The organism is Bradyrhizobium sp. IAR9 (assembly GCF_013408065.1).
Classification (GTDB): Bacteria; Pseudomonadota; Alphaproteobacteria; order Rhizobiales; family Xanthobacteraceae; genus Bradyrhizobium.
The window spans coordinates 48,070-60,095 of record NZ_JACBZW010000003.1 but is presented as its reverse complement, the minus strand read 5'-3'; the positions used below and the strand labels follow the sequence as shown (position 1 = coordinate 60,095).

Annotated in this window: 9 protein-coding genes; 3 read left to right on the top strand and 6 right to left on the bottom strand. The window is 65.4% G+C overall.

Going from position 1 to position 12,026, the window contains the following annotated elements:
• Positions 1–79: 79 nt before the first annotated feature.
• The gene (ccmB, locus tag GGD67_RS09265) at positions 80–748 is read right to left on the bottom strand and encodes a heme exporter protein CcmB (protein WP_179732312.1); all 669 of its coding nucleotides are present in this window, start codon (positions 746–748) and stop codon (positions 80–82) included.
• A 295-nt stretch (positions 749–1,043) separates the two neighbouring features.
• A complete protein-coding gene (gene ccmA / locus GGD67_RS09260; protein WP_179732310.1) occupies positions 1,044–1,646 on the bottom strand; it encodes a heme ABC exporter ATP-binding protein CcmA in 603 nt (200 codons plus the stop codon).
• A 238-nt stretch (positions 1,647–1,884) separates the two neighbouring features.
• On the opposite strand from ccmA, the gene acnA reads away from it, so the two are divergent.
• The 3 genes from acnA to GGD67_RS09245 all read left to right on the top strand — a co-directional run bounded on the left by acnA (position 1,885) and on the right by GGD67_RS09245 (position 6,596).
• Positions 1,885–4,605: an aconitate hydratase AcnA gene (gene acnA, locus GGD67_RS09255; RefSeq protein ID WP_018318884.1), complete on the top strand. Its 2,721-nt coding sequence runs from the start codon at positions 1,885–1,887 to the stop codon at positions 4,603–4,605.
• 233 nt (positions 4,606–4,838) lie between these two features.
• The gene (locus GGD67_RS09250) at positions 4,839–5,615 is read left to right on the top strand and encodes a thioredoxin family protein (RefSeq protein WP_179732308.1); all 777 of its coding nucleotides are present in this window, start codon (positions 4,839–4,841) and stop codon (positions 5,613–5,615) included.
• A gap of 612 nt (positions 5,616–6,227) precedes the next feature.
• Positions 6,228–6,596 (top strand): DUF2794 domain-containing protein, encoded by a 369-nt coding sequence (locus GGD67_RS09245; RefSeq protein WP_018318882.1) that lies wholly within the window; start codon positions 6,228–6,230, stop codon positions 6,594–6,596.
• A 209-nt stretch (positions 6,597–6,805) separates the two neighbouring features.
• Here the strand turns inward: GGD67_RS09245 and GGD67_RS09240 are convergent, their stop codons facing one another.
• The 4 genes from GGD67_RS09240 to GGD67_RS09225 form a co-directional block, all read right to left on the bottom strand.
• Positions 6,806–7,336 (bottom strand): GNAT family N-acetyltransferase, encoded by a 531-nt coding sequence (locus GGD67_RS09240; RefSeq protein ID WP_018318881.1) that lies wholly within the window; start codon positions 7,334–7,336, stop codon positions 6,806–6,808.
• Positions 7,337–7,665: 329 nt separating this feature from the next.
• On the bottom strand, positions 7,666–8,457 hold the full coding sequence (locus GGD67_RS09235; RefSeq protein WP_179732306.1) for a Bax inhibitor-1/YccA family protein: 792 nt from the start codon (positions 8,455–8,457) through the stop codon (positions 7,666–7,668).
• Positions 8,458–8,738: 281 nt separating this feature from the next.
• A complete protein-coding gene (locus GGD67_RS09230; RefSeq protein ID WP_179732304.1) occupies positions 8,739–11,309 on the bottom strand; it encodes an ABC transporter permease in 2,571 nt (856 codons plus the stop codon).
• A complete protein-coding gene (locus tag GGD67_RS09225; protein ID WP_018318878.1) occupies positions 11,306–12,025 on the bottom strand; it encodes an ABC transporter ATP-binding protein in 720 nt (239 codons plus the stop codon). Before GGD67_RS09225 ends, GGD67_RS09230 begins: the two co-directional genes overlap by 4 nt.
• Position 12,026: the final 1 nt, after the last annotated feature.

Below are 12,026 nucleotides of genomic sequence, written 5' to 3'. Positions count from 1 at the left end.
ATCATCGGTGGCCGCTCAGGCAATCAGCACGAAAGCGAGGGACGAAAGTTGATCGGGGTCAAGGTCAGCCGCGCCCATCTCAGTCGAGCCCGTGCCGCAGGCTCGCTGCGGCTGCGAAGGGGCCGATCACGAGGCTGACCAGGGACAGCGCGCACAGGATCGAGAATGGTGCGCCGAACGTCATCGGGCCGACGATCACGGCCTGCGACGCTGCAACCCCGAAGATCAGCACGGGAATTGACAGCGGCAGCACCAGCACCGCCATCAGCAGCCCGCCGCGGTGCAGCGTCACCGCCAGCGCCGCACCGATCATGCCGGTAAAGGTCAGGGCCGGGGTGCCGGCCAGCAGCGTCAGCGCCACCGCGCCGGTCGCGACCATGTCGAGGTTGAGCAAGAGGCCGAGCACGGGGGTTGCGACAATCAGCGGCAGGCCGGCGGCCAGCCAATGCGCCAGCGCCTTGGCGGCGCAGGCGAGTTCCAGCGGCGTCCGGCTCATCGTGATCAGGTCGAGCGAGCCGTCCTCGTGGTCGGCCATGAACAGCCGGTCCAGGGTGAGCAGGCTCGCCAGCAGCGCGCCGAGCCAGAGGATGGCCGGCCCCAGCCGCGACAGCAGCGCCAAATCCGGCCCGACCGCGAACGGCATCAGCACCACCACGGTCAAGAAGAACAGCACGCCAATCAGCGCCCCGCCGCCAACGCGGAGCGCGATCCTGACGTCCCGGCGGACGAGGGCGGAGAGGGCGGTCATGGGGTGGCTCCCGCGGCGGAGTCGCTTGGTGCATCGAGCCGCAGGCGCAGTGCGCTCCCTCCCCCCCTGTGGGGGAGGGCGGGGGAGAGGGGTAGCCCCGGGAGAGATGCTCGGTGGAAACGGATCGCCAGCAACAGAGCGCCCGCCTCTTGAAGGCCAGAACCGAGACGTCTTGCCGTGTGGCACCCCCCTCCCTGCCCGCGAGAGCGAGATTCGCTCGCCTCGGACCACACAAGCGAGGAGGGAACGGAGAGAGCGGGGCCCAGCCGCTCGGAAAGCTGAGGGTCGTGTCGCCTCACGCCACACCCCCGATCCGCAGCTGCCGCGACTCGATCCCCAATGGTGCATGGGTTGCCGCGACGATCAGGCCGCCGCGCGAAAGATGCTCGCGCATCAGGCCGCCGAACATGTCCTGTCCCGTCACGTCCAGCGCATTGGTCGGCTCATCCAGCAGCCAGACCGGGCGGCGCACGGTCAAAAGGCGCGCCAGCGACAGCCGGCGGCGCTGGCCGGCGGACAAAAAGCCGGCGGGCAGGTGGGTGGCATGCTCGAGCCCCACCGTGGCGAGGCTCTCGGCGAAGTCAGAACGCTCCCCCCCAAGGAAATCGGCCCAGAAAGTCAGGTTTTCCGCCACGCTGAGCGCCGGCTTCAGGGCATCGCGATGGCCGAGATAGTGGCACTGCTCGGGCAGCGTCAGCTCGGCATCGCCGCCCTCCAGCGCGATCTTACCGCCTGCCGGAACGAGCAGACCCGCGATCAGCCGAAGCAGCGAGGTCTTGCCCGACCCGTTGCGGCCGACGACCGCGACCGCTTCGCCGGCGACAGCCTCGAAATCGAGCCCGGCAAACACCTCGCGGCCGCCGCGCACGCAAACGACCCCGCGCCCGGACAGCTGCATCTTGCCTTGGTCCACCCCGCTCAAGCCGGGCCTCAGGAAAACTTGGGGTAGCGCATGGGAATTTTTGGCTCGCGAATGCTGCGGTACGATTGTGGCTGTGGCGGCGCGGTTAGAAAGCTTCTATAAGCCCGGAACTACTTGATGCAGCAACTCAACCTGCCCCTGCAAGCGGCCCAGCCTGATACGCTAACGGTGTTAAAATACCCTGCCGGGTATAACTAACAATTGGGATTCCTACATGACCTCGCTCGACAGCTTCAAATGCAAAAAGACCCTCAAGGTCGGCGCCAAGACCTATGTCTATTACAGCCTGCCCACGGCCGAGAAGAATGGTCTGAAGGGAATCTCGAAACTTCCCTATTCGATGAAGGTCCTGCTCGAGAACCTCCTGCGCAACGAGGACGGCCGCTCGGTCAAGAAAGAGGACATCGTCGCGGTCTCGAAATGGCTGCGCAAGAAGTCGCTGGAGCATGAGATCGCCTTCCGCCCGGCGCGCGTGCTGATGCAGGACTTCACCGGCGTGCCCGCGGTGGTCGACCTCGCCGCGATGCGCAACGCGATGCAGAAGCTTGGCGGTGACGCCGAGAAGATCAATCCGCTGGTGCCGGTCGATCTCGTCATCGACCATTCCGTGATCGTGAACTTCTTCGGCGACAACAAGGCCTTCGGCAAGAACGTCACCGAGGAATACAAGCAGAACCAGGAGCGCTACGAGTTCCTGAAATGGGGCCAGAAGGCGTTCTCGAACTTCTCGGTCGTGCCGCCCGGCACCGGCATCTGCCACCAGGTCAATCTCGAATACCTCTCCCAGACGGTCTGGACCAAGAAGGAGAAGATGACGGTCGGCAAGAAGACCGGCACCTTCGAGGTCGCCTATCCCGATTCGCTGGTCGGCACCGACTCCCACACCACCATGGTCAATGGCCTCGCCGTGCTCGGCTGGGGCGTCGGCGGCATCGAGGCGGAAGCCTGCATGCTCGGCCAGCCGCTGTCGATGCTGCTGCCCAACGTCGTCGGCTTCAAGCTGAAGGGCGCGATGAAGGAAGGCGTCACCGCGACAGACCTCGTGCTCACCGTGACGCAGATGCTGCGCAAGCTGGGCGTGGTCGGCAAGTTCGTCGAGTTCTTCGGCCCCGGCCTCGACAATCTCTCGGTCGCCGACAAGGCGACGATCGCCAACATGGCGCCCGAATATGGCGCGACCTGCGGCTTCTTCCCGGTTGACGCCGCCGCGATCGACTATCTCAAGACCTCCGGCCGTGCGGCGCCGCGCGTCGCGCTGGTGCAGGCCTATGCCAAGGCGCAGGGGCTGTTCCGCACCGCCAAGTCGGCCGATCCGGTGTTCACGGAGACGCTGACGCTCGATCTCGCCGACGTCGTGCCGTCGATGGCCGGTCCGAAGCGTCCCGAAGGCCGCATCGCGCTGCCGTCGGTCGCCGAAGGCTTCTCGCTCGCTCTCGGCACCGAGTACAAGAAGGCAGAGGAGCCCAGCAAGCGCTTCGCCGTCGAAGGCAAGGACTTCGAGATCGGCCATGGCGACGTCGTGATCGCCGCCATCACGTCCTGCACCAACACCTCGAACCCGAGCGTGCTGATCGGCGCCGGCCTGCTGGCCCGTAACGCCGCCGCGAAGGGCCTGAAAGCAAAACCGTGGGTGAAGACCTCGCTGGCGCCGGGCAGCCAGGTCGTCGCCGGCTATCTCGCCGATTCCGGTCTGCAGAAGGATCTCGACAAGGTCGGCTTCAACCTGGTCGGCTTCGGCTGCACCACCTGCATCGGCAATTCCGGTCCGCTGCCCGAGGAGATCTCGAAGTCGATCAACGACAACGGCATCGTCGCCGCGGCCGTGCTCTCGGGTAACCGCAACTTCGAAGGCCGCGTCTCGCCCGACGTGCAGGCGAACTATCTGGCCTCGCCGCCGCTGGTGGTCGCGCACGCGCTCGCGGGCAGCGTCACCAAGAACCTCGCCGTCGAGCCGCTCGGCGAGGGCAAGGACGGCAAGCCGGTGTACCTCAAGGACATCTGGCCGACGACCAAGGAGATCAACGCCTTCATGAAGAAGTTCGTGACCGCGTCGATCTTCAAGAAGAAGTATGCCGACGTGTTCAAGGGCGACACCAACTGGCGCAAGATCAAGACCGTCGAGAGCGAGACCTATCGCTGGAACATGTCTTCGACCTATGTGCAGAACCCGCCTTATTTCGACGGCATGAAGAAGGAGCCGGAGCCGGTCACCGACATCGTCGAGGCCCGCATCCTCGCCATGTTCGGCGACAAGATCACCACCGACCACATCTCGCCGGCCGGTTCGATCAAGCTTACCTCTCCGGCTGGAAAATATCTCAGCGAGCACCAGGTGCGTCCCGCCGACTTCAACCAGTACGGCACGCGCCGCGGCAATCATGAAGTGATGATGCGCGGCACCTTCGCCAACATCCGCATCAAGAACTTCATGCTGAAGGGCGCGGATGGAAATATCCCTGAGGGCGGTTTGACAAAACACTGGCCCGACGGTGAGCAGATGTCGATCTACGACGCCGCGATGAAGTACCAGCAGGAGCAGGTGCCGCTGGTGGTGTTCGCCGGCGCCGAATACGGCAACGGCTCCTCGCGCGACTGGGCCGCCAAGGGCACGCGCCTGCTCGGCGTGCGCGCCGTGATCTGCCAGAGCTTCGAGCGCATCCATCGCTCCAACCTGGTCGGCATGGGCGTGCTGCCGCTGACCTTCGAGGAGGGCACCTCCTGGTCGTCGCTCGGCCTGAAGGGCGACGAGAAGGTCACGCTGCGTGGCCTCGTCGGCGATCTCAAGCCGCGCCAGAAGCTGACCGCGGAGATCGTCTCCGGCGACGGTTCGCTGCAGCGCGTTTCGCTGCTCTGCCGCATCGATACGCTGGACGAGCTCGACTACTACCGGAACGGCGGTATCCTGCACTACGTGCTGCGCAAGCTCGCGGCCTAAGCGCGAATTTGTGAACGGTGGCTCACCGCGACGTGAGTAGAAGGTTAAACGAAGGCGGCCTATCAAAGGCCGCCTTCGTGCGTTTGCGGCATGCTCCAGATGGGCCCGCCCGGCGGAAAACCTCCTTTCGGACGGTTGGCCTGGGCGATCGGGTGTGTCGCGCCCCGTAAGACTACGGTGACCATCCGGCGATAAGTTCTCCTTCCCACGAGCAATGGTGTGCGGCGTTCGACATGACAACAATGACGGCTTCTCATCTGGTTTCACGTTGGTCCGGTGCTCTCTGGTCGGGAGCTCTCGGCATCTGTGCGATCGTCGCCGTCATCCGTCCTGCCGAAGCCGATCCCCGCGCCGTTGTCGAATTGTTTACCTCGCAGGGCTGCTCCTCCTGCCCGCCCGCCGACCAGATCATCGGCGATCTCTCCAAAGACCCGTCGATCATCGCGCTGAGCATGCCGATCGACTATTGGGACTATCTGGGTTGGAAGGATACGCTGGCGGATTCGCGCTTCTCTGCACGGCAGCGTGCTTACTCGCGCATGCGCGGCGACCGCGAGGTCTACACGCCGCAGGTTGTGGTCAACGGCTCCACCCATGTCATCGGCAGCGATCGTGCCGGCATCGAGAGCGCGATCGGCAAGACCGACAAGGGCACGGGCGTGATGAGCGTGCCGGTGACGATGTCGCTCGCGGGCAAGCAGATCAACGTATCGGTGGCGGCGAGCAACGAGCCGGCCGTCTCGCATGGCGAGGTCTGGATCTGTTCGATCGCCAAGTCAGTCCCGATCGCAATCACCCGCGGCGAGAATCGCGGACAGCAGGTCACCTATCACAACGTGGTGCGCAACCTGCTCAAGGTCGGTGACTGGACCGGGCGTTCGGAAAGCTGGACGGTGCCGATCGAGAACCTCACGCGCGACGGCGTCGACGGCGCGGTGGTCTATGTCCAGGACGGCAGCCGCGAGAAGCCCGGCACGATGCTGGGTGCGGCCTACACGTCGCTGCACTGATTTCAATTCTCTAGCGTCGTACTCACTGCCCACCCTCATGGTGAGGAGCGCGCTCTTGCGCGCGTCTACCGGACGATGCTTCGCATCGTCGTGAGAACCATGCAGGCCCCGCTGATCTAGCCGGGCCTTCTATCCTTCGAGACGCCGCGCAAGAGCGCGGCCCTCAGGATGAGGAGAGAGAATTTTTGCGCTGATGAGAGGAGAATTTCGCCGGGGCAGAAACATCCCGACACAAACAAAAAAGGACCAACTTGCGTTGGCCCTCCTTGTCGCGCGTACAGACCCGATCCTGTTCGACCCCGGGGGGCTGGGGGCTGAGGAATCCGGAACCGAAAGGACCGGGTCAACGCACGGGAGTCTTTTCGCAATGCAGGGCGGCAGTCGCTAGGCGGAAAAGCGGCGAGAGTATGATTCCTGCTAACGATCCCGTGACGGTTTGCCGCGAGGGCGTTCCACCATAGCGTGTGCCCCGATTCGTAACCGATTCGACCGGTTGAATCAGGAGCCCCTTGCGGCGGTGGCCGGTTGGCGCAATCATGCAGCTGTCATGATCCAGGTTCCGGGGACGGTCTTCGCGGATTCGGGTCATGCCGTGCGATGAGGAAGCGCTCCATGAGTCTGTCGGAGGATGCCGATCCGAGCGAGCAGCGCGCGGCGGCCCGCCCCGCCGCGGCGGCGACGCAACTGAGCCGGGTGACGTTCAACCGGCTCGAGCTGCATCGTATTCTCAATCTCTACGGCCGCATGGTCGCCGACGGCGAATGGCGCGATTATGCCATCGACTTCCTGAGGGATCGCGCCGTGTTCTCTGTCTATCGCCGTGCCTCGGAAGTGCCGATCTATCGCATCGAGAAGGATCCGCGGCTGGCGCGCAAGCAGGGCATGTACAGCGTGATCTCGGCGACCGGCCTGATCCTGCGCCGCGGCCACGAGCTGGAGCGCGTGCTGCTGGTGATCGATCGGAAGCTGGCGGTGGTGTAGCCACATAGACGGTGCCGTAGGGTGGGCAAAGGCGCATTGCGCCGTGCCCACGTCCTTTCTCTATCGCCGCAAGCCGTGGGCACGCTTGCGCTTTGCCCACCCTACGACAGCAGTGATGTGGCGAATTCTTCGTAGCCCGGATGAGCGCAGCGACATCCGGGTTTTGTCTCGCGGTGGTCCCGGGTATCGCTTTGCCCACCCTACGAGATCTACTTTGTCGGCACCGTCTTCGCGCCCTCGCCGAGGTCGCGCTGCATCATCACCGTATCAAGCCAGCGGCCGAATTTCAGCCCGACATTGGGATGCGTGCCGATCATCTTGAAGCCGCCCTTGGTGTGCACGCCGATCGAGCCGGCATTGGCGGAATCGCCGATCACCGCGATCATCTGGCGGAAGCCGCGCGCCTCGCATTCGGCGACCAGCCGCTCCAGCAGCTTTGATCCGACACCGCGGCGGTGGAAGGAGGGATCGAGATAGATCGAGTTCTCGACCGTGAAGCGGTAAGCCGGGCGCGGGCGGTAGGCGCCGGCATAGGCATAGCCGGCCACGCGGCCGTCGAGGATAGCGACGAAATAGGGATAGCCGCCGTCGACCAGCGCGCGATAACGGCGCGTCATCTCCACGAGGTCGGGCGGCTCCAGCTCGAACGTCGCGGTGCCTTCGCGGACGGCCTGCTGGTAGATGGCGGTGATGGCGGGAAGGTCGGCCTCGGTTGTAGGCCTGATTTCAGGTGCGGACATGGCGGCAAGATTAGAGCCTTCCCGCTTCCGCTGAAAGGGGCAACGGTGTTGCCTCACCCGTCATTGCGAACGCAGCGAAGCAATCCAGAAATGCATCCGCGGAGGGACTCCAGATTGCTTCGCTGCGCGAGCAATGACGAGGAGGAAGAGGCGGCACTCGTGGCCTTGTAGCCCGGATGGAGGGAAGCGTAATCCGGGGCCGCCTTATCCGCGGAAAGGACTGTCCCGGATTGCGCTGCGCTCCATCCGGGCTACAAGCGCCACCCACCCCCCAAACAAAAACCCCGGCCTTTCGGCCGGGGTTCCTATCCGTTCCCTCGTCGTTGCGCTTAGTCGCGCTGACCGAGGAGCTGCAGCAGCAGCGTGAACAGGTTGATGAAGTTCAGGTACAGCGACAGCGCGCCGGTGATGGCCGCACGCTCTGCGATGTCACCGCCGGCCGAAGCGTAGCCGTAGATGTAGTCGTTCTTCAGCCGCTGGGTATCCCAGGCGGTGAGGCCCGCGAACACCAGCACGCCGATCACCGACACGATGAACTGCAGCATCGAGCTCGCCAGGAACAGGTTCACCAGGCTCGCGATGATGATGCCGATCAGGCCCATGAACAGGAACGAGCCCATGCCGGTCAGGTCACGCTTGGTGGTGTAGCCGTAGAGGCTCAGCGCACCGAAGGTGGCCGCAGTGATGAAGAACACCCGCACGATCGAGGTGTGCGTGAACACCAGGAAGATCGACGACAGCGAGATGCCCATCAGCGCCGCGAACACCCAGAACAGGATCTGGGCGGTCGAGGGAGCGAGACGGTTGATGCCCGCCGAGATCACGAACACCATGGCGAGCGGCGCGAGCATGAACAGCCATTTCAGCGGGCTGACGAACATCGCGTAGCCGAACGGGGTCAGGAACAGCTTGCCGACGCGGACGGATTCCGCCGTCGGAACGTCGGTCACGGCAGCCATGTAGACGCCGAGCGCGGCAAGGCCGGTGATGGCGAGGCCAATGCTCATGTAGTTGTAGATGCGCAGCATATAGGCGCGCAGGCCGGCATCGACCGTCGCGGCGTCAACACGCCCGGCGGCCCTGCCGAAAGGAGAAGCGTAGTTACGGTCTAGGTCCGACATGGTCGAATTCCCGTTGGTTGGTCCGGTCCGGCACGAGGGTCGCCATGCCGCCGGTTCGTCAAACTCTATCTCGGATACCGACGCCAACCGACTAAATTTTGGCTAACAATCGGGGCTCCGAACCCATTCGATATGTGGGAAACTAACACATTAGCTGCAACCTTCCACGCGCGGCTGAATGTCGCCCTTGGCGGCAATCCTGACGCGAACCTGACGGGCAGTCGTGGTTAATCGCAGAAATCGTGCGATTCTGCTCTCGTGCAGCCATCCGCTACATTTTGTCACAAATTCCGCAACACCGTGGCGGGCTTTTTGTTCAACGCCAGCAGCGTGCCCGCGAGCCCGAGTCCGACCGTGACGACGAGCGCGGCCGCGACCACGCCGGCCGCGCTGCCGGCCTGCCAGACGAAGCTCAGCGTCATCAGCCGCGTCACGATCATCCAGGCCGCGATGCTGCCGGAGATCACCCCGAACACCGCGGTCGCGAGCCCGATCAGGAGGTATTCCAGCGCATAGGCCCCGAGCAGCCGCAGCCGCGTCGCGCCCAGCGTCTTCAGGATCACCGCATCGTAGACCCGGTGGCGATGGCCGGCGGCGAGCGCGCCGCCGAGCACCAGGATCGCCGAGATCAGGGTCACGGCGCTGGCGCCGCGGATCGCCAGCGCCAGATTGGTCACGACAGAGCCGACCGTCTCCATCACCTCGCGCACGCGCACGCTCGTCACCATCGGATAGGCGTCGGCGACCTGCTTGATGATCTTGCCGTCGCCTGCCGCAGTTCCGCCCGTTTCCGTCAGCGTCGCGATGTGGGTGTGGGGGGCGCCCTTGAAGGCGTTCGGCGAGAATACGAGAACGAAGTTGATGCCCATCCCCTGCCAGTCGATGGTGCGCAGATTGCCGATTTTGGCCGGGATGTCGCGGCCGAGCACGTTGACCACGACCTCGTCGCCGAGCTTGAGGCCGAGCCCGTCGGCGATCTTCTTCTCCATCGAGACCAGCGGCGGGCCGGAATAATCGGCGCTCCACCATTCGCCCTCGACCACCTTGGAGCCTTTCGGCAGCTCGCCGGTATAGGTCAGGCCGCGGTCGCTCTGCAGCACCCACTCGGAATCGGTGGTCGGCTTGAGCTCCTCGGCGCGCACGCCGCGCGCGGCGACGATGCGCCCGCGCAGCATCGGCACGTCTTCGACCGTCGCGCCCGGCGCAATTCGGCGCAGATAACCGTCAAACTGCTCGGCCTGCGTGCTCGGGATGTCGATGAAGAAGAAGGACGGCGCGCGGTCCGGCAGGGCTGCCAGGAACTGCCGGCGCAGATTGCCGTCGATCTGGGTGATGGTGACGAGCACGGCGAGCCCGAGCCCCAGCGACAGCACCACCGAGGGCGTCAGCGCGCCCGGCCGGTGGATGTTGGCGATCGCCAGCCGCAGCATCGGCAGCCGCGTCCGCGGCAGCCGCCGCGCGATGGCCATCAGCAGGGCGGCGATGCCGCGCAGCAGGGCGAACACGACGACCGAGGAGGCCACGAACACCGCCGCGATGCGTTTGTCGAACGACAGTCCGATCACGACCGCGATCAGCAGCGCAATCACAACGCCCATGAACACGAGATAGCTCGCGCGGGGCCGATGCCATTCCGAGCTGATGGTATCGCGGAACAGCGCGGCCACCGGCACGTCGTGGACGCGCCCGAGCGGCCACAGGCCGAAGGCGAGCGCGGTCAGGAGGCCATAAATGAAGGACAGCGCGAGCTCGTCGGCATGCACGGCCGGCACCACCGGCAGCGGCAGCAGCTTGCCGAACAGGCCGACGATCGCAAACGGCATGGCGGCACCGAGCGCAAGGCCGATGATCGAGCCGATGCCTGCGAGCAGGAGAACCTGCGCCAGATAGATGCCGAACACGTCGCGGCCGGTGGCGCCGACGGCCTTGAGGGCCGCGATCACTTCGAGCCGGCGGTCGATATGGCTCTTCACGGCATTGGCGACGCCGACACCGCCGACCAGCAGCGCGGCGAGGCCGACCAGCGTCAGGAATTGCGTGAATCGGTTGATGTTGCGTTCGAGCTGCGGCGAGGCGTTGGAGCGGCTGCGGATCTCCCAGCCGGCCTGCGGCGCGGCGCTCCGCGCGTCCGCGATGAAGGCTTCGGTGGCGCGCTCGTTATTCGCCGTATCAGGCAGCTTCACCCGGTAGACCCAGCGCACCAGGCTGCCGGGCTGGATCAGGCCGGTGGCGCGCAGGCCGGCTTCGCTGATCAGGAAGCGCGGTCCGAAGCCGATGCCGCCGGCGAGCTTGTCGGGTTCGGCTTCGACGGTTGAGCGGATCTGGAAGGTCGCAGAGCCAATGGTGACGCGGTCGCCGGTCTTGAGCGAGAGCCGCGCCAGCAGCGTCGGATCGGCGGCGCCGCCGAACGCGCCGTCGCGTTCCGCAAGGACGTCGGACATCGGCAGCTGTGGCGCCAGCGTCAGCTGTCCCAGCATCGGATAGGTGTCGTCGACCGCCTTCATCTCGACCAGTGCGAGCTGGCCATCGGCCGCGCGCGCCATGCCGCGCAAGGTCGCGGCGGTCGAGACCGTGCCGCGTGAGCGCAGGAAGGCGACCTCTTCAGGTTTGGCTTCGCGCTGGAACAGCACGAAGGAGACGTCGCCGCCGAGCAGCGTGCGGCCCTCGCGGGCCAAGCCGTCGGAGAGGCTCGCCGACACCGAGCCGACGCCGGCGATCGCCATCACGCCGAGCGCGATGCAGGCAATGAAGACATAGAAACCGCGTAGGCCGCCGCGCAATTCGCGCAGCGCGTAACGCAGGGACAGCGCGATGCCGTTCGGCTTCGCGAACGGTTGGGCCGAGGCGCTCATGCCGGCGCAGACTGCGTGTCGATGCGGCCCGAGCGCAGCCGGATCACGCGGTCGCAGCGATGCGCGAGCGAGGAATCGTGCGTGACCAGCACCAGGGTCATGCCGCGCTCGGCATGCTTGCTGAACAGCAGGTCGACGATCTGCTTTCCGGTGGCCTCATCCAGATTGCCGGTCGGCTCGTCCGCGACTAGGATGGCGGGATCGGGCGCCAGCGCGCGGGCGAGTGCGACGCGCTGCTGCTCGCCGCCGGAGAGCTGGGTCGGATAGTGATGCAGGCGGTCGCCGAGCCCGACCGATTGCAGCTCCTGCGCCGCGCGCGTTGCGGCATCGGGATTGCCGGCGAGCTCCAGCGGCACCGCGACGTTCTCCAGCGCCGTCATGGTCGGGATCAGATGAAAGGACTGGAAGACGATGCCGACCTGGCGGCCGCGGAAGCGGGCCAGCGCGTCCTCGTCGAGGGCATTGAAAGGCGTGCCCGATACCACCACCTCTCCACTATCAGGACGCTCCAGCCCCGCCATCACCATCAGCAGCGTGGATTTGCCCGAGCCTGACGGGCCGATCAGGCCGATCGTCTCGCCCGAGGCGACCCGCAGGCTGATATCCTTGAGGATGTGAACGCGTGCCGCGCCCGTGCCCAATGAGAGATTGACGTTGGAGATGGCGATGGTGTCCGCGGCAGCGGTGAGCGACGAGGGTTCGATGCGAGTGTCCATG

Bases quoted from the DNA above. Each gene is read 5' to 3' on its own strand.
- ccmB (WP_179732312.1), bottom strand. From the start codon at position 748: ATGACCGCCCTCTCCGCCCTCGTCCGCCGGGACGTCAGGATCGCGCTC.
- ccmA (WP_179732310.1), bottom strand. From the start codon at position 1,646: ATGCAGCTGTCCGGGCGCGGGGTCGTTTGCGTGCGCGGCGGCCGCGAG.
- acnA (WP_018318884.1), top strand. From the start codon at position 1,885: ATGACCTCGCTCGACAGCTTCAAATGCAAAAAGACCCTCAAGGTCGGC.
- GGD67_RS09250 (WP_179732308.1), top strand. From the start codon at position 4,839: ATGACAACAATGACGGCTTCTCATCTGGTTTCACGTTGGTCCGGTGCT.
- GGD67_RS09245 (WP_018318882.1), top strand. From the start codon at position 6,228: ATGAGTCTGTCGGAGGATGCCGATCCGAGCGAGCAGCGCGCGGCGGCC.
- GGD67_RS09240 (WP_018318881.1), bottom strand. From the start codon at position 7,336: ATGTCCGCACCTGAAATCAGGCCTACAACCGAGGCCGACCTTCCCGCC.
- GGD67_RS09235 (WP_179732306.1), bottom strand. From the start codon at position 8,457: ATGTCGGACCTAGACCGTAACTACGCTTCTCCTTTCGGCAGGGCCGCC.
- GGD67_RS09230 (WP_179732304.1), bottom strand. From the start codon at position 11,309: ATGAGCGCCTCGGCCCAACCGTTCGCGAAGCCGAACGGCATCGCGCTG.
- GGD67_RS09225 (WP_018318878.1), bottom strand. From the start codon at position 12,025: ATGGACACTCGCATCGAACCCTCGTCGCTCACCGCTGCCGCGGACACC.